Raw genomic sequence first — 17,133 nt, forward strand, 5'->3', positions numbered from 1 at the left:
TGTATGTCAAGGAATATCACACTCAATGGCAGTAAATTTTTGAGAGTCATTTTGTTATTTGGTATAATGGTTAAGATAATATAGAATCAAAGGAAGTATTACTTTGAAAAAAATAAATGAAGCCTTTTGGAAAGGAGTTTCATCAAGACTCGGATTCGTCCTCTTGTTACTCTTCTTTTACTGGCTAAAAACCATATTCGCTTATTACGTCAACATTAATCTTGAGTTGGAAAGCAGATATCAGGTTATGCTTTCGCTGATTAACCCTATTCCACTAGGATTAATGCTGTTAGGTTTAGGACTTTACTTCAAGAAAAGACGTTTCTTTTATAGCACAACGATTGCTATTTATGTCATCCTTAATCTCCTGCTTATTGCTAATGTCATTTACTTCGGTGAGTTTACAGACTTCATCACTGTAAATACCATCCTGGCAAGTTCTAGTTCAGCAGCGGGACTGGGAGATTCAGCTAAGAACCTTCTTGAACCAAGTTATATCTTTTATCTGATTGATATTCCTTTCTTCATCTATGCTGGTTTTAGGAAAAAACTAAAAACGGATAGTAAGCCATTTAATAAACGAGCTAGTTTTGCCGTCACCGCACTGTCGACACTCCTTCTTTCAGTTAACCTATTTCTAGCGGAAGTTAACCGTGGTGAGTTACTGACACGTGGTTTCTCCAACAACTATATTGTTCGTGCTATGGGGATTCCTTTCTTTACAGCTTATTCCGGTAACTTAACGTATCAAGCTTCACAAGCTCGTTCATCCGCAACAGCAGACGATATGAAAAAGGTTGAAGCTTATGTTAAGGAGCACTATGCAGCACCTGATCCTAAGTACTACGGAATTGCTAAAGGAAGAAACGTTATCGTTATTCACTTGGAGAGTTTCCAACAGTTTCTTATTGATTACAAGCTCCAAGTAGATGGTCAGTCTTATGAGGTAACACCATTCCTCAATTCCATTTACCACTCAAATGAAACCCTAGCCTTTTCAAATTTCTTCCACCAAGTTAAATCAGGAAAAACTTCTGATGCTGAAACCTTGATGGAAACATCACTCTTCGGACTAAGTACAGGGTCATACATGGTAAACTACGGTGGTACCAATACAGCCTACGCTGCACCATCTATCCTGGCTCAAACAGGCGGCTATACTTCAGCCGTTTTCCACGGAAACACTGGATCCTTCTGGAATCGCAATAACACCTATAAACAATGGGGTTATAACTACTTCTTTGACTCATCAGCCTTCACTGAAAAAACTGATGAGAATTCCTTCCAGTATGGTCTAAATGACAAGTACATGTTTCCAGATTCCATCAAATATCTGGAACAAATGCAACAGCCTTTCTATGTTAAATACCTAACCGTATCTAACCACTACCCATACACTTCACTCTCAGGCGATGAAAAGGAACAAGGTTTCCCACTCGCTGAAACAAAAGATGAGACAGTCAACGGATATTTTGCAACAGCTAACTATCTTGACTCTGCAATCAAAGACTTCTTTGATTACCTTAAGGAAACCGGTCTTTACGACAACTCGATTATTGTCATGTACGGTGACCACTATGGTATCTCTGATACACGAAGCAGCAATCTTGCTGAACTTCTCGGTAAGAACCCTGAAACTTGGTCAAACTATGATAAAGCCATGCTTCAACGTGTTCCTTACATGATTCATATTCCAGGATATACTGGTGGTGGTATCTCTAACACCTTTGGTGGAGAGGTTGATGCCCTTCCAACTCTCCTTCACATTCTTGGTGTTGACACTAGCTCTTATATCCAGATGGGACAAGACCTCCTATCTCCTGATAATAAGCAAACCGTCGCATTTAGAACCTCAGGTCAATATGTTACTCCTCAATACACCAGCTATTCTGGTAGACTCTATAACACTCAAACAGGGGAAGAAATTACCAACCCTGATGAAACGACTAAAAAGGATAACGAAGCCATTCGTAAGACAGTAGCCACTCAGCTTTCGATGAGTGACGCTGTTCAAACTGGTGACCTCCTTCGTTTCTATACACCAAATGGTTTGAAACATGTTGATTCTAGCACGATTTCCTACACGAAACAGATGAATCAACTGAAACAGATCAACAAAAAGCTGAAAGATAAATCAACTAGCCTCTACAAACAAAAAGGCAATAAATCAACGGCTGATCTATTCAAGACCCCATCTTACAAGGAACTACATCCTGCAGAATCTGAATCGAGCTCAAGTTCAAGTGAATCAGAGCCAAGTAGCTCTTCAACGGAACAACAATAAGCCTTAAAAGGCAGTCCAAACAGGACTGCCTTTTAAGATTAAACAATTATCAATCGTACTTAACTGGAAAATCATAATCCTCATAGCACTCGCCTCAAACATATTTCTTGCTAGTTTGCTGTAAGCGTGATTAAATAGAGTTAGTAAGAAAACTTATAAAGGAGAACAGATATGAATCCAATGGAATTATTTAACCAAGTAAAAAAAATGATTGAAAAGAAAGATTTCGAAGCTGCTAAAAAGTTTGTCGATGACAATAAAGATGATTTGGGCGAATACTTTGACCAAGCTAAGTCACTTGTTTCAGGCAACGAAATGGTCAGTGGAGCTTTAGACAAGATTAAAGGTCTATTCTAAGACGAAATCCCCGCAGTCAATAGGATTGCGGGGACTTTTTATATTTAGAACTCCTATTTAGGTACAGTGCCTATCATAGGCTAAAATTCTATAGCAAAAGCACCCTAAAAGTTAGAAACTAAATATATACTTTGGGGGTGCAATTCATAATATAACAAGAGACAAATCGTAATTATATTTTTACTCTCAAGTCATATTGGGGTCATTTCATTACTCTTGTTCATCTAATTCTATGTACAAGCTAGTCAATTCCCAATTAAATACCACAGAGTTATATTACTTATCTAAATTAAAAAACTAAACTCTTTTCCATCTTGAGATACTAGACTTGAGCTTTTAAAAAATTTAATTTGTAATAAATTTTTAGTTAAACAACAATCCTACCATTCACATCAGGCATCTTGAATAAGACGATAACATCTTGGATAAATCCGATGATAATTGGGATACCCGTAAAAGATAAAATCCGAAATAGGATACCTGTTCCGTAATACCCTGCGTAAAAATGATGGACACCTAATCCACCAAGAAAAATAGCGAGAAAAATATAAACCCATTTATTTACATAATGCAAACCTGGAGTAGTTGCTTGCGTATAAACGACTTGTGACTGATTTTGGGAAGAGTTGTTTTCATTAACAATGTTAATCTTAACATTGTCATCTTTTTTCTCTTCAGCTTTTATGATAATAATTTCATCATCTACTTTATGAACTTCTACTTCATCACCTAATTTTGGAACGAAATTCAATTCAGATGGGTTTATTTTTCAAGTACTCCTCATTATTCGAGATTATAACTTTCGTACCTGTAACTTTAACAATTTTTGCCAATTTTTCTTTCCTCTCTTTTAAGTTATGGCTTGTATTACTCTTTTAAATGATTGTAAAGTCATAATTAATTAATTATCGATTTCATTAAAAATTCAAACAATACTTAATGCATAACTATCTTTACAGTGACATTAGGAATCATCTCTATAAATTCTGTAACCAGCAAAATCACTGTAAAAATTACAGAGCTTTTTGAGTTCTTTGTCAACTGTAGTAAGTGACGAAAAGTTACTATTTAGAGAGAAACTAACAGTAGGAACAATTTAATAAATCTAATCAATAATTTTAATATTAAAAAAAGAGATTCCCTAAGGAACCTCTTTTTATTCTATATGACTATAGAATTATTTTTTCAAGTTGTAGAATGATTTCAAACCACGGTATTCTGCAACTTCACCAAGTTGGTCTTCGATACGAAGCAATTGGTTGTATTTAGCGATACGGTCAGTACGTGACAATGAACCTGTCTTGATTTGACCAGCGTTAGTTGCAACTGCGATATCAGCGATTGTTGAATCTTCAGTTTCACCTGAACGGTGTGATACTACTGCTGTGTATCCAGCTTCTTTCGCCATTTCGATAGCGTCGAAAGTTTCAGTCAAAGTACCGATTTGGTTAACTTTGATAAGGATTGAGTTAGCAGCGTGTTCTGCAATACCTTTTTCAAGGTAAGCTGTGTTAGTTACGAAGAAGTCGTCACCAACCAATTGAACTTTACCACCAAGACGTTCAGTAAGAGCTTTCCAACCGTCCCAGTCGTTTTCATCCATAGCATCTTCGATTGTGATAATTGGATATTTGTTAACCAATTCTTCGATGTAATCGATTTGTTCTGCGGCAGTACGTTTAGCTCCACCTTCACCTTCGAATTTAGTGTAGTCATATACACCGTTTTCGTAGAACTCAGATGATGCACAGTCGAAACCAAGGAATACATCTTCACCTGGTTTGTAACCAGCAGTTTCGATAGCTTTGATGATAGTTTCAACAGCATCTTCAGTACCGTCAAATGCTGGCGCGAAACCACCTTCGTCACCTACGGCTGTTTCAAGACCACGTTCTTTAAGGATTTTCTTAAGAGTGTGGAAAATTTCAGCACCCCAACGAAGAGCTTCTTTGAATGTTGGTGCACCAGCAGGTACAATCATGAATTCTTGGAAAGCGATTGGAGCATCTGAGTGAGAACCACCGTTGATGATGTTCATCATTGGAGTTGGAAGAACTTTAGTGTTGAATCCGCCAAGGTAGCTGTAAAGTGGAACTTCAAGGTAGTCAGCAGCTGCGCGTGCTACAGCGATAGACACACCAAGAATAGCGTTGGCACCAAGTTTACCTTTGTTTGGAGTACCGTCAAGAGCGATCATGGCGCGGTCAATACCTTGTTGATCACGTACGTCGAATCCGATGATGTGTTCAGCAATAACGTTGTTTACGTTATCAACTGCTTTTTGAGTACCAAGACCACCGTAACGGGCTTTGTCACCATCACGAAGTTCTACTGCTTCGTGTTCACCAGTTGAAGCTCCTGAAGGAACCATACCGCGACCGAATGCACCAGATTCAGTGTAAACTTCTACTTCAAGTGTTGGGTTACCGCGTGAGTCAAGGACTTCGCGAGCGTAAACATCAGTAATAATTGACATTACAATACTCTCCTTATGAGTTAAAATTTTTTACACCTTTATATTACCATAATATCAAGGCTTAAGCAAATTAAAACCAGAATTTTCTAGCGATTTTCTATTTTTTAATGTTTTCAATTGTTTTTGAAAATCTCAGAAAACGACTCAAATGAAAAGGAATTCAAAATATTGTATAATACAAGTAGAAAACTAAGAGGAGATTCCTATGACTTCACTTGAAAACAAAGTGCTCCAATGCGCTAGTGGCGAAAAACGCCTAAATCCCGATGAACTTCGTCAGTATTTTGGAACCTATGCGGAACGTGTAGTCCTAGCTGTTCTATTAGAAAATGCTGAAAAGAAAACTGTAATTGACCATTTTCCCCAGATTTTAAAAGACTTGCAAGCAGTTTACCCGAATCTTAGTCTCAAGATATCGCCAAAATTAGCTGACCAGATACAATTTACCTATATCAAAACGGCTCAAGCGCTCAACATTTCAGCTACTATCGTGGACGAGGCCAAGGCTCATTCACCATACGGTCTTATCGTACATAGTAATCAAGCAGAGAATCTTGATAAAGTGTTATTTTCAGAACTCTATCCTGATATCCTTGCTCCTAGTGAAACTGAACCTATCCTTGAAAAAAAGGGATTTTTTGCTAAACTATTTGGAAAATAAAAGCTGACGCAACGCCAGCTTTTTTCTTATATCACAATGTTTTACTGAGCTTAATGAGATTCCCAATATTGAGTCCTGTGCGATAGAGATTCTCCTTAGCGGTAGCTAAAACTTGGTCTAACTCTAATACTTGTCCAATGATAGGGAAAGCAGCTGAGATACCTGCTACTGGAAAATCAGGCAAGTCATCCTTCAAACTACCACAGATAGCAATGACAGGAATAGCTGACGGTGTCCGCCTAGCCACCCCGACCGGTGCTTTTCCAGACAAGGACTGGCTATCCATACGTCCCTCACCAACTATGACCAAATCAACTTCCTTCACACGTTGATCAAAATCAACGCAATCAAGTACAAAGTCAATCCCTGATTTAATTTCTGCGCCTGCAAAGGCTACTAAACCCGCTGCCATGCCTCCTCCGGCTCCTGAACCAGCCAGTTTTAAAACCTCAGGAGCAAAGTTTTCGTAGAGTTGTGTCATGTCTTGGTCAACCTTTTTAAATTGTGAAGGAGCTAGGCCTTTTTGTCCACCAAAAATATAGGTCGCTCCATGTGGACCACACAAGGGGTTATCTACGTCAGTAATCAGACGAATGGTGACACCAGACAAATCAACCTTATTTTTAGAGGATATCTTTTTAATGAGACCAAGATTAGCACCTATTGGATCAAGCTCCTGTCCCTCAGAATCATAAAAACAATAACCTAATCCATAAGCCATACCAATTCCGCCATCATTAGTAGCTGATCCGCCTACACCTATAATAAAATCACGAATACCAGATTTAACCAAGTGAACAATCAGTTCACCGACCCCCTGGGTTGTTATACAAAGAGGATTGCGTTTATCTTTAGGTATATGCTCCAAGCCACAAATCGCAGCCATTTCAAAAACGGCAGTCTGGCCATTGCTGGCAAAAAAAAACACTTCCATCACTTGTATAGGCATGAGGAATCTCGATACTTTTCTTCTCAAGATTTAGATTTTCAGCAAGAGCATCTAAGGTGCCCTCGCCACCATCACCTATTGGCATGAGGTCAAACTCAGCGTCGGGCAAGGCCTTTTCAAAGCCCGATTTAAGAGCTAAGGCGACCTCTTTTGCAGACAAACTTTCCTTAAAGGAATCAGGTGCAATCAAAATTCGCATGATGTCCTCCTTCTATTTTTCTTTTAGGTAAGGGGATAAAGCCTGAACTAACTCATCTGTCATATGTCGAGGACCTCGAACAGTTTTAATACCTAAACTCTTTAATCTATCACTATCAAAGTCAGTGTCATTAAAGGTGTATAAGGGTTTAATCCGCATCAACTCCTTAATACTCTCCTCTTCACGATAACCTTGATTAGGGATATTCGCTTCTAAAACCTGACAGAGATAACGAATGGCCTTGGTAGGTGCCGTAATATAGATTGCAACGACGTCCCCTTTTTGCATACTGGCTTTCTGGGTCCAAAGAATATCCTCACTTGACGAGAACTCTTCCCCAATATCGTAGTATTTTAGATTTACTGGAATAATCCAGTAGTGAGGCTCTGAAGGCTTCCTAAGATGCTTAGGAGCAACCAGAGAACGACTCCCTCTAAGGAGCTCAAAAATCGTTTGATCTGGAATTGTCTCATCTAAAACAAGGCTAATCCAAGTCTTCTTGGACATATGGTAACTAGGATAGATTCCATCTAAGTCTAAGAGCTTATCCATCTGCCTTGGATCGATCTTGAGGTTAACCACATCATAGACTAAATCCGCCTTTTCCCTATCAAGTCCTAGTTTCTCCCCTTTGAGAGGGAAAAATAAGGCATACCACTTATCATCAACCCGAAAGGAAAGATAGTCTGGATATTTCTCAAAAGGATGGTCAGCTTGGTCTGAAAATTCCTTAACTATAAAATTAGCCAGACGATTAGCTTGCGGGGACGAAAACAATTGGTCGTCATAACAAAAATCAGCTACTTGTGACAAGAGATCTCCATAAGCTTCTCTGACTTGACCAACGTAGGTTCCAGTTGCGTGAGGGCTTCGGAAAGTGTCATAAGACTCATCAAAATCAATATCAACAACCTGCCCTGTCAACTTACCTTCTAAATCAATGAATAGTCGAGCCTCAAGTCCTTCAGCCATTAGTGGTTTTCTGAGCTCGTAGCCTTTCTCACTAGTTATAAAACCAAAAGGCTCCAGGCTATCATGTTTTAGGACTTTCTGTTTAAAATAAGCATCCTCAAAAGTCATTCATTCTCCCTTTTTCTAAAAAAGAGAAGTTGAGACAAACTGATGTCCCAACTCCTTTTTTATTTTGTTGACTGGCGTAAAGTTAGACCATGATTAAGAATAACGTTCTTATCTTCAAGTTCTTCCTTATGCATAATTTTAGTCAACATACGCATGCTAACTGCCCCTAAATCATAGAGAGGATGGTTTATACTAGAAAGGTTTGGACGTGTGTAGCTTGTAATCGGTGAATCATTGCTTGTGATGATTTCGAAATCTTCTGGAACTGATTTGCCTGCAGCAAAGAGGCCATTTAAGAGACCTACAGCCAATTCATCTTCCCCAACATAGGCAGCAGTGGCACCAGAGTTCAAGACACGTTGTGCTAAATCAAAGCCGTCTTTATAGCTATATTTAGCTTCAAAGACAAGTCCTTCGTTGTAGCTCAAATTATTCTTTTCAAGTCCAGACTTATACCCAGCCAAACGTAGTTTGCCATTAATATCATCGATTAGTGGTCCTGATACAAAAGCAACCTTTTCATTATTTTTAGCAAGTTGCGTTACACAATCCTCAACGGCAGCTTTATAGTCGATGTTAACACTTGGTAATTGGTGTTCGAGATCAACTGTTCCTGCTAGAACAATCGGTGTACGGGTACGAGAGAATTCTGCACGGATTTTTTCTGTCAGATGGTGTCCCATAAAAATAATACCATCAACTTGTTTAGCAAATAGAGAATTAATGACTGTAACTTCATGATCGTCATTTTCATCACTGGAAGCAAGAACAATATTATACTTGTACATGGTTGCAATGTCATCAATACCTTTAGCTAGAGTAGCAAAATAGCTATTTGTAATATTTGGAATGACAACTCCTACAGTAGTTGTTTTTTTACTCGCCAAGCCACGCGCAACTGCATTTGGACGGTAATCCAAACGATCAATAACTTCGAGAACTTTTTTCCGGGTGTTTTCTTTTACGTTTTTGTTACCATTTACAACACGAGAAACAGTTGCCATCGATACTCCGGCTTCACGCGCAACATCGTAAATTGTGATTGTTTCATCAGTATTCATAAGAAACACTTCCTTTCTAAACTTAATGCACACTCTTTCATAGTAATTGTAGCAAAATTTGAAAACACTTTCAATTGTTTTGACTGATTTTTTACAAAAAAATGAAAGGGATCCTCTTTTGCTAACTAGGGTAAAGAAAGCTATTTCAAATGTTGGGCTATCATTTCGCGTTTTCATGATTATCCATCGCTTACAACCTATAAGATTTAAAAAACTCAATGAAAGCAAATGATTTAATGAAAAGCCAAAAACAGCTTGCATTTTCCCTATAAAAGTGACAGAATGAGTGTAAGAAATACAAAGGAGTTTTTTCTATGTCTAAACTTGATCGCATTCGTCATTTTTTAAATGAAAATAAATCAGGGCTAGCTATTGTTTCAGATCCTGTAACTGTCAATTATCTTACTGGTTTTGATTGTGACCCACATGAACGCCAAATGTTCCTCTTCGTCTACGAAAATCGTGAGCCTGCCCTCTTTGTTCCTGCTCTTGAGGTTGCACGTGCCTCTTCTGTTCTCGATTTCCCAGTCTTCGGTTATGTGGACTCTGAAAATCCATGGCAAAAAATCAAAGCTGGTCTAGCAAGTACAGACAGCCCTATTATTTATGCAGAGTTTGACAATCTCAATGTGACTAAGTTCCAAGGATTGCAAACGGTCTTTGAAGGTCGCTTTGAAAACTTGACACCATTCATTCAAAAAATGCGCGTTATCAAGTCAGCTGATGAAATTCAAAAAATGATTGTTGCTGGTGACTATGCTGATAAAGCTGTTAATATCGGTTTCGACAATATCTCTCTTGATATGACTGAGACAGATATCATTGCTCAAATCGAATTTGGCATGAAAAAAATCGGCATCAATCAAATGTCCTTTGAAACTATGGTTCTCACAGGCAACAATGCAGCAAACCCACATGGTATTCCAGGAACTAACCGCATTGAAAATGACAGCCTCCTCCTCTTCGACTTGGGTGTTGTTAGTCAAGGTTATGTTTCAGATATGACACGTACCGTAGCTGTTGGTCAACCTGACCAATTCAAGAAAGATATCTATAATATCTGTTTGGAAGCTCAACTCACTGCCCTTGATTTTATCAAACCAGGTGTAACTGCCAGCGAAGTCGATGCTGCAGCACGTAATGTTATTGAAAAAGCTGGTTACGGTGAATACTTCAACCACCGTCTGGGACATGGACTTGGTATGGATGTCCACGAGTTTCCTTCAATCATGGAAGGAAATGACTTGGTAATCGAAGAAGGAATGTGTTTCTCTGTTGAACCAGGTATTTACATTCCTGAAAAAGTTGGTGTTCGTATTGAGGACTGTGGTTACGTGACAAAAGATGGCTTTGAAGTCTTCACACACACACCAAAAGAATTGCTCTATTTTGATGTCTAATTAATAAATATGGGTCTTCAATTAAGTTGAAGACCTTTTTGTTTGTAGCCAAATCGAAAACACCAAAAAAGCTGACTCATCGAGAGTCAGCTTTTACTATTTTTCCTCATGCTCTTGTCTAAGATAGTCAAGTCCTTCTTCAATCCATCCTGGCATTGCTTCTGCCAAAGGTTTAAAGCCATAGTTCAAACGACTGTCAGAGAAACGATGACGATGAGGAATTTTATTTTTTTCTTCTTCAAGGGTTCTCAAAGAAAGACTGGCCTTTTGTGTAAATTCATCAAAATCAACAACTTGAACCAAGACCTCCTGGTCTACCTTTAAGGTATTGTAGATGTTGTCGATATAACCTGTCTTAATCTCTGAGATGTGAATCAAGCCTGTGGTACCATTTTCCAATGAAACAAAGGCACCGTAAGGCTTGATGCCTGTGATAACACCCCTAAGCTTGTCTCCAATTTTCATCTTAGTCTGCTACCTCAACTGTTTCAATCACAACATCTTCAAGTGGCTTATCTTGAGCTCCAACCTCAACATTAGCAATCTCATCAAGCACCTTGTAAGAGTCTTCATCTACCAATTGACCAAAGACTGTGTGACGACGGTCTAGGTGAGGTGTTCCACCATTTTCAGCATAAGCTTCTGCGATTGGTGCTGGCCAACCACCACGTTCGAGTTCCTTTTTAGCATAAGGAATCTCAGGTGTTTGAACGATGAAGAACTGGCTACCATTAGTATCTGGTCCAGCATTTGCCATTGAAAGTGCACCACGGAGGTTATAGAGTTCTTCAGAAAACTCGTCCTGGAAGCTACCACCGAAGCTTGATTCACCACCCATACCAGTACCAGTTGGGTCACCACCTTGAATCATAAAGTCCTTGATAATTCTGTGGAAAATCACACCATCATAGTAGCCACTCTTGGCCAAATTGACAAAGTTTGTAACTGTTAATGGTGCATGATCAGGGAAGAGTTTGATGACCAAATTACCATGATTTGTTTTAATTGTTGCGACTGGACCTTCTACTGTATCCAAGTCAAGTTGTGGAAAATGAAGTTCTTTTTCTACCAATCCGAGTTCCTCCAAAGCATTAAAAATGCCATCTTCTTCTATTGTTCCTGTAACGTAATCTGCTTTTTCTTTCAATTCTGGTGTGGCATTACCCATGGCAATCTTAAGTCCAACATAATCAAAGATTTCCATATCGTTTGGACCATCCCCAAACATCATGGCATTGACTGGTTTAAGATTTTCATGCTCTAAGACATGCTCGACACCAGAGGCCTTTGAGATACCATTTGCTACGACATCAGACGAGTGTTCATGCCAGGGTACCATACGAACATGGGATGCGAGTTCTTCTGGTAACTCAAGCTCAGCATCATTTTCCGCAAAAGTCCACATATGGTAAACATCATTCGACAAGTGAAAGTCTGGCTCCACATCACAAAGACCATAGACTGGTTTCATAGCATTATCAATCAAATCTGAACGCTCTGAAACAACTGGCTTGTCCTTACCAGCGAAGCCCCAAGCATTCCCAATCTCTTTGCACCAAGCAACAAAAGCTTCTGTAACCTCACGAGCTAGGGGCTGGTTATAAATTTCTTCCCCTTTTCGGTTAATCACATAAGTTCCATTGATGGTTACAAAATAATCGGGCTCTAGGTCTCGAATATCCTCAACGACACCATAGTAGCCACGTCCTGTGGCAATCCCCGTCAAAATTCCTTTTTCTTTAAGCCCTTTGAAAACAGCCTTGATAGATTCAGGAATGTAACCTGTCTTTTTGACACGAAGGGTGTCATCAATATCAAAGAAAACAATCTTAGTCTTCTTGGCCTTGTATTTTGTTTTTGCATCTACTGGCATCGCTAATCTCCTTTACAGTATCAAAATCTAGCGCTAGGTACTATTCAAGAAGCAGCCCTAACAAAAGATCATGCGGTGTTTCCATTATATCATTTCTTAAAGCTAAAAAGCAAAAAATCATCTAAGACCAGGTCAGTCTTAGATGATAAGCGGTTTAACGGTTAACACTCTTGATAATACGATTAATATCACGCTCTTGTTCACGACGCTTGATAGACTCACGTTTATCGTAATCGTGTTTCCCTTTGGCGATGCCGAGCAATACCTTGGCAAAACCGTTTTTTAGGTATACCTTAAGAGGAACCAAGGTCATCCCTGTACCCTTAAGGTCATTTTGAAGTTTGGTGATTTGCTTTTTCTTAAGCAATAATTTTCTCGTACGGTCTGGATCCTGATTCCAAATATTTCCCTGCTCAAAAGGAGCAATATGAACATTGATTAACCAGGCCTCACCATTCTTGATTTGAGCATAGCCATCTTTTAGTTGGACGCGGGCCGCACGAACGGATTTGATCTCTGTCCCTGTCAGCACGATGCCTGCTTCAATAGTATCTACAATACTATAGTCATGTCTCGCCTTTTTATTCTGAGCAACAACATTGCCTTCACCTTTTGGCATAGCAGTCCCTCCATTCTCATCCTATTTTCGTTTTTTAACAACGTCCTTGTAGAAAGGTTTGTTCCCTTTTTTCTTACGACGGCCACTCTCACGTCCTTTGTTATCATTATGAGGACGGTTTTGATTTTTACGCTTGTCGGGTTTCTTAGATGACTTACGTTTTTCGTCATAAGAACCTTTACGACCATTATCGTCTTGACGGTTACGGTTATCCCCACGTTTACCACGACCTTCGAAGTCACCGTTTTGACGATCACGGCGTGGTCCTCTATTACGGAAGGCTTTCGCCTTTTCTTCACGTTCCTGACGAGCCTTGTGGTCTACTTTTTCAGTGACATCATACTCGCTTGGAAGGTATTGGAAGTCAATGTCTCCGGTTTCCTTATCAGCACGTGTTAATTTGACACGGATAGGCTGACCAACTCGGAAAGTCTTACCAGTTTTCTCACCCTGAAGGGTCATGGTGCGTTCATTGTAATTGTAAAATTCTGGAAGGGTCGTGATGTGAACCAAACCCTCGATGGTGTTTGGCAATTCCACAAACATACCGAATTTAACCACACTTCCGACAATACCATCGAATTCTTGACCAACAAACTCTTCCATGTATTCTGCTTTTTTCATGGCTTCAACGACACGTTCGGCATCAATGGCACGACGTTCAAAAGTTGAAGATGATGTCGCTAACTCAGGAATAACCTCTTCAAAATGTTCACGCGTTTCTTGAGACATATTGTTGGTGTACTCACGAATCATTCGGTGAACCAAAAGGTCTGGGTAACGACGGATTGGACTAGTAAAGTGGGTATAGTACTGAGCCGCAAGTCCATAGTGTCCGTGATTGTGTTCTGAATATCGGGCTTGTTGCATCGAACGAAGCAACATCATATTCATAACTTCTGCTCCAGGTTTACCCTGAACTCGCGCCATGAAATCTTGCAAGTCTAGCTGATCCATCTTATTAGCTGTTCCTTTGATTTGAACACCAAAGATAGAAGCATAATCCATAAAGCGTTGCAATTTCTCCGCTTTAGGTTCTTCGTGAATACGGTAAATAAATGGCAACTTAGCCTTAGCGAAATGCTCTGCCACACATTCATTGGCAGCCAACATAAAGGACTCAATCATTCGCTCAGCCGTCCCACGTTCACGCACCACAATATCAACTGGCATCCCCTTATCATTAACCAAGATACGAGCTTCAGATGTATCAAAGTTAAGAGCACCACGACGTTCACGCATGTCTTCTAAAATCTTATGAAGTTCTGCCATAGCTGACACAGAATCCATGATAGGCTTGAACTGTTCAATCTTTTCTGGATTTCCAGCCAACATTTCATTGACATCACTATAGGTCATACGGAAGGTTGTCTTAATTACAGATTGGCAAATCTTATGATTGACCACCTTGCCTTTTGGAGTAATCTCCATAATAGCTGACTGCGTCAAGCGGTCAACATTGGGATTTAGTGAACAAATACCATTCGAAAGACGCTCAGGCAACATTGGTACCACACGGTCTGTCACATAAACAGAAGTCCCACGTGCTACTGCCTCACGGTTAAGAGCAGAACCTTCTGTAACATAGTAGGACACATCGGCAATATGAACACCAAGCTCAAAGTTACCATTTGGCAAACGTTTGATATGAACCGCATCGTCCAAGTCCTTGGCATCGGCTCCGTCAATAGTGAAGGTCACCTCTTGACGAAGGTCAACACGACCAATTAGGTCTTCTTGACTAGGTGCATCCGGCACAGCCTCTGCTTCAGCCATAACATCTTCTGGAAACTCCGAAACAATATCCATTGATTCCAAAACTTCCAAGACATCAATACCAGCATCTCCTTGATGACCAATAATATCTCGAACACTTCCTACAAAATAATCGTAATGGCGGTTAGGGTATTTTTCAATATCAACCTTAATAATCTCATTTCCCTCAAGAGCAACTGGTTCTTTCTTGATGTAGATTGGTTGCTGAATTTTTTGATTCTTAGACTTGATGTAACCTGCATAAGGTTCTTTCTCATCATTGAGGATAAATTTCCCGACAACCGTTTTAAGAGATCGTTCGACAATTTCAACAACTCTTGCTTCTGCCGCTGTCCCACGCAAACGGTCTGCTGGCTTCTTGATAACAACGGCAACAGTATCACCATCAATGGCATGGCCAACGTCATTACGACCGATGAACATGTCATCTTCACTGTCATCGACATGCAAGAAACCAAAACCGTTCTTATTGGCACGGAAGACACCTTCAACAGTCACCTGATTAGGATTTTCTTTCTTAGGACGCAAGGATACAGAGCCATCTCGGTTAAAACGCAACTGTCTCTTACTTTCCATGGCTGATATGGCCTTGATGAGCTGAGGAAACTTTTCTCCCCCAGCATGATTAAGAGCCTGGGCAATGTCGTTTACACTGGATTTCCCATGCTCCTTCAAATAATTTATAATAGATTCTTTCATGATTTCCTTTTCTTTTATTTATTGACTATAACGCAAAAAATGAGCCAACCTCAGTCAGCTCATTACTTACTTGAGAGAATGGAAAGGACGATTGCATCTACAATCCATAGAAAAACCATGATTCCTGTAAAGCGTTGCATAAAGGCTTCAAAACCACGTGGTTTACTACGTTCAAATAGTGCTTCTGACCCACCACCATCAAAGACATTGCTACTTGGATTTTTTTGTGGTTGCATGAATACCGCAATCACAATAATAGCTGACATCACCAAGAGCAGCGTTAATAATAAGTCGTACATAGTTATTCCTCCGAAAAAGTCCTTTTTATTCTACCATAGAACCCTTTAAGATTCAACATGTAAGGTTACTTTTCTATCCTTGGGGCAGAATTTGAGTACCTGAATTTTCTCAGGATGATTCTGTTTATTTTTACTTGTGAGATAGTTGATGCTCCCACATTCACTACACTTTAAATTGATTTTAACTCTCACCTATATTCTTAACTCCTAGCGATTTTCTAAAGATGATTAAGGACCAGACAAAATTTCCAAAGACAATCATTGCGGTCACAAAGAAGACCCAGCGATAACCTAGTCCAGTCGCAACTGCTGAACCAACAAAAGGACCTAAAACTTGTCCAATGTATGAAAAGCTTTGATTAAAGCTAAATATTCTTGAGATTCCTTCCTTGGGTGTCATCTTGGTCAATAAAGAATTGACACTAGGCATAAGGGCACCTATACCAAAGCCATAGGCAAAGCGTAAGATCCCCAGTTGCAAGGCTGAACCGGCAAAACCACAAAGGAAATACAAGAGGAAGCTATAGAATAAGCCCATCAAGAGCAAACGATGATTGCCAATACGGTCTCCCAATTTTCCCAGAAAAGGGGTACTCAAGAGACTAGAGAAGCCCATAGCAGAAACAATTAAACCTGAGTAAAAAAGGATATTGTCCCTCTGACCTAAATAACGAATATAAAGGGCCAACATAGGCGCTATCGATTGGGCAGAAATCTGGATAATCATACTAGTCACAAAGAGGCCGATTAAAAGCGATTTGCTGGGAATTTTAGCAAATACTTGCGAAAGGGTCATCATCTCTCCCTTTTCAATCGGTTGAAAGTCCTCTCGCAAACCAAAGATAGTCAAAAGACAACAGATAAACAAAATCACCCCAACTAATAGAAAGGTCCCTCGCATACCAAAGGCCTCAGACAAGGTCCCACCTAACAAAGGGCCAATCAAAACGCCGGCTGTTAGACCCGTAGATAAGGTCCCCAAGGCATAGCCAGAACGTTGCTGAGGAGCCTGACTAGCAATCAAGGCTGTTGCATTTGGCACATAACCTGCGAACAGACCATTCAAGATTCTCAAGAAAAGCATCCAGAAGACATTAGGCACAAAGGCTAAGCCTCCCATTGTAAAGGTAATGACCATACTGGCTCTTATCATCATGGGTTTTCGGCCATAACGGTCCGCCAAGCGTCCCCAAACTGGTGAAACCAAGGCTGAAGCTAGGGCAGACAGGGCAACAGATAAACCAGCATACCATTCTACCATAGCGCCTTTAATCCCTAATTCTTCTACATAGAGAGCCATGAAGGGCATGACAATAGAAAAACTAGCCCCAGTAAAAAAAGTTCCTATCCAAGCAATTTTAAGATTTCGTTGCCAATCAGCGGTTTTAAGCTCTTTTTGG

15 protein-coding genes and 1 pseudogene are annotated in these 17,133 nt (G+C 39.8%); 4 read left to right on the top strand and 12 right to left on the bottom strand.

The window, feature by feature from the left end; translation table 11 throughout:
- The first annotated feature begins 103 nt into the window (after positions 1-103).
- Together ADF62_RS00555 and ADF62_RS00560 are read left to right on the top strand one after the other, a co-directional pair.
- Entirely contained in the window at positions 104-2,284 is a 2,181-nt protein-coding gene (locus ADF62_RS00555) for an LTA synthase family protein (RefSeq protein ID WP_003097553.1), read from the top strand.
- Positions 2,285-2,455: 171 nt separating this feature from the next.
- Positions 2,456-2,641 (top strand): hypothetical protein, encoded by a 186-nt coding sequence (locus ADF62_RS00560; RefSeq protein ID WP_003097555.1) that lies wholly within the window; start codon positions 2,456-2,458, stop codon positions 2,639-2,641.
- Between the two features lie 367 nt (positions 2,642-3,008).
- On the opposite strand, the gene ADF62_RS00565 is transcribed toward ADF62_RS00560, so the two are convergent.
- On the bottom strand, positions 3,009-3,392 hold the full coding sequence (locus ADF62_RS00565) for a TM2 domain-containing protein (RefSeq protein ID WP_003093919.1): 384 nt from the start codon (positions 3,390-3,392) through the stop codon (positions 3,009-3,011).
- A 426-nt stretch (positions 3,393-3,818) separates the two neighbouring features.
- Positions 3,819-5,117 carry a surface-displayed alpha-enolase gene (gene eno / locus ADF62_RS00570; protein WP_002889001.1) on the bottom strand — a complete coding sequence of 433 codons (1,299 nt, stop codon included), beginning with the start codon at positions 5,115-5,117 and terminating at the stop codon, positions 3,819-3,821.
- Between the two features lie 205 nt (positions 5,118-5,322).
- Here eno and ADF62_RS00575 point away from each other — a divergent pair, with 205 nt between their 5' ends.
- Positions 5,323-5,778 carry a YueI family protein gene (locus ADF62_RS00575; RefSeq protein ID WP_048787853.1) on the top strand — a complete coding sequence of 152 codons (456 nt, stop codon included), beginning with the start codon at positions 5,323-5,325 and terminating at the stop codon, positions 5,776-5,778.
- 31 nt (positions 5,779-5,809) lie between these two features.
- Here the strand turns inward: ADF62_RS00575 and ADF62_RS00580 are convergent.
- The 3 genes and pseudogenes from ADF62_RS00580 to ccpA all read right to left on the bottom strand — a co-directional run bounded on the left by ADF62_RS00580 (position 5,810) and on the right by ccpA (position 9,067).
- Positions 5,810-6,926, bottom strand: a pseudogene (locus tag ADF62_RS00580) (glycerate kinase).
- 12 nt (positions 6,927-6,938) lie between these two features.
- The gene (locus tag ADF62_RS00585; protein ID WP_003097560.1) at positions 6,939-8,006 is read right to left on the bottom strand and encodes an MmcQ/YjbR family DNA-binding protein; all 1,068 of its coding nucleotides are present in this window, start codon (positions 8,004-8,006) and stop codon (positions 6,939-6,941) included.
- 59 nt (positions 8,007-8,065) lie between these two features.
- On the bottom strand, positions 8,066-9,067 hold the full coding sequence (gene ccpA / locus ADF62_RS00590; RefSeq protein ID WP_037621533.1) for a catabolite control protein A: 1,002 nt from the start codon (positions 9,065-9,067) through the stop codon (positions 8,066-8,068).
- Between the two features lie 314 nt (positions 9,068-9,381).
- Between ccpA and ADF62_RS00595 the strand changes: the two genes are divergently transcribed.
- A complete protein-coding gene (locus ADF62_RS00595; RefSeq protein ID WP_003097563.1) occupies positions 9,382-10,467 on the top strand; it encodes a M24 family metallopeptidase in 1,086 nt (361 codons plus the stop codon).
- 96 nt (positions 10,468-10,563) lie between these two features.
- Here ADF62_RS00595 and ADF62_RS00600 read toward each other — a convergent pair whose 3' ends face one another.
- The 7 genes from ADF62_RS00600 to ADF62_RS00625 form a co-directional block, all read right to left on the bottom strand.
- Complete coding sequence (locus ADF62_RS00600) at positions 10,564-10,932, bottom strand: S1 RNA-binding domain-containing protein (RefSeq protein WP_002886108.1); 369 nt, start codon at positions 10,930-10,932, stop codon at positions 10,564-10,566.
- 1 nt (position 10,933) lies between these two features.
- Positions 10,934-12,340, bottom strand: coding sequence for a Cof-type HAD-IIB family hydrolase (locus tag ADF62_RS00605; RefSeq protein WP_003097565.1), 1,407 nt, complete (start codon positions 12,338-12,340; stop codon positions 10,934-10,936).
- 154 nt (positions 12,341-12,494) lie between these two features.
- A complete protein-coding gene (smpB, locus tag ADF62_RS00610; protein ID WP_003097567.1) occupies positions 12,495-12,959 on the bottom strand; it encodes an SsrA-binding protein SmpB in 465 nt (154 codons plus the stop codon).
- Positions 12,960-12,980: 21 nt separating this feature from the next.
- Entirely contained in the window at positions 12,981-15,434 is a 2,454-nt protein-coding gene (gene rnr, locus ADF62_RS00615) for a ribonuclease R (RefSeq protein ID WP_048787854.1), read from the bottom strand.
- A gap of 62 nt (positions 15,435-15,496) precedes the next feature.
- Positions 15,497-15,733, bottom strand: coding sequence for a preprotein translocase subunit SecG (secG, locus tag ADF62_RS00620; protein WP_002886135.1), 237 nt, complete (start codon positions 15,731-15,733; stop codon positions 15,497-15,499).
- A 45-nt stretch (positions 15,734-15,778) separates the two neighbouring features.
- Positions 15,779-15,925, bottom strand: coding sequence for a 50S ribosomal protein L33 (gene rpmG, locus ADF62_RS10010; protein WP_081448739.1), 147 nt, complete (start codon positions 15,923-15,925; stop codon positions 15,779-15,781).
- Positions 15,915-17,090: a multidrug efflux MFS transporter gene (locus tag ADF62_RS00625; protein ID WP_338131582.1), complete on the bottom strand. Its 1,176-nt coding sequence runs from the start codon at positions 17,088-17,090 to the stop codon at positions 15,915-15,917. The genes rpmG and ADF62_RS00625 overlap by 11 nt, the downstream gene beginning before the upstream one ends.
- Positions 17,091-17,133 lie beyond the last annotated feature (43 nt).

It is taken from the genome of Streptococcus sp. 1004_SSPC, from assembly GCF_001069025.1.
GTDB lineage: Bacteria > Bacillota > Bacilli > Lactobacillales > Streptococcaceae > Streptococcus > Streptococcus vestibularis.

Coding starts and splice junctions, on each gene's coding strand:
- eno (WP_002889001.1), bottom strand. CDS start 5,117: ATGTCAATTATTACTGATGTTTACGCTCGCGAAGTCCTTGACTCACGC.
- smpB (WP_003097567.1), bottom strand. CDS start 12,959: ATGCCAAAAGGTGAAGGCAATGTTGTTGCTCAGAATAAAAAGGCGAGA.
- ADF62_RS00600 (WP_002886108.1), bottom strand. CDS start 10,932: ATGAAAATTGGAGACAAGCTTAGGGGTGTTATCACAGGCATCAAGCCT.
- ADF62_RS00560 (WP_003097555.1), top strand. CDS start 2,456: ATGAATCCAATGGAATTATTTAACCAAGTAAAAAAAATGATTGAAAAG.
- ADF62_RS00585 (WP_003097560.1), bottom strand. CDS start 8,006: ATGACTTTTGAGGATGCTTATTTTAAACAGAAAGTCCTAAAACATGAT.
- ccpA (WP_037621533.1), bottom strand. CDS start 9,067: ATGAATACTGATGAAACAATCACAATTTACGATGTTGCGCGTGAAGCC.
- secG (WP_002886135.1), bottom strand. CDS start 15,733: ATGTACGACTTATTATTAACGCTGCTCTTGGTGATGTCAGCTATTATT.
- rnr (WP_048787854.1), bottom strand. CDS start 15,434: ATGAAAGAATCTATTATAAATTATTTGAAGGAGCATGGGAAATCCAGT.
- ADF62_RS00605 (WP_003097565.1), bottom strand. CDS start 12,340: ATGCCAGTAGATGCAAAAACAAAATACAAGGCCAAGAAGACTAAGATT.
- ADF62_RS00595 (WP_003097563.1), top strand. CDS start 9,382: ATGTCTAAACTTGATCGCATTCGTCATTTTTTAAATGAAAATAAATCA.
- ADF62_RS00575 (WP_048787853.1), top strand. CDS start 5,323: ATGACTTCACTTGAAAACAAAGTGCTCCAATGCGCTAGTGGCGAAAAA.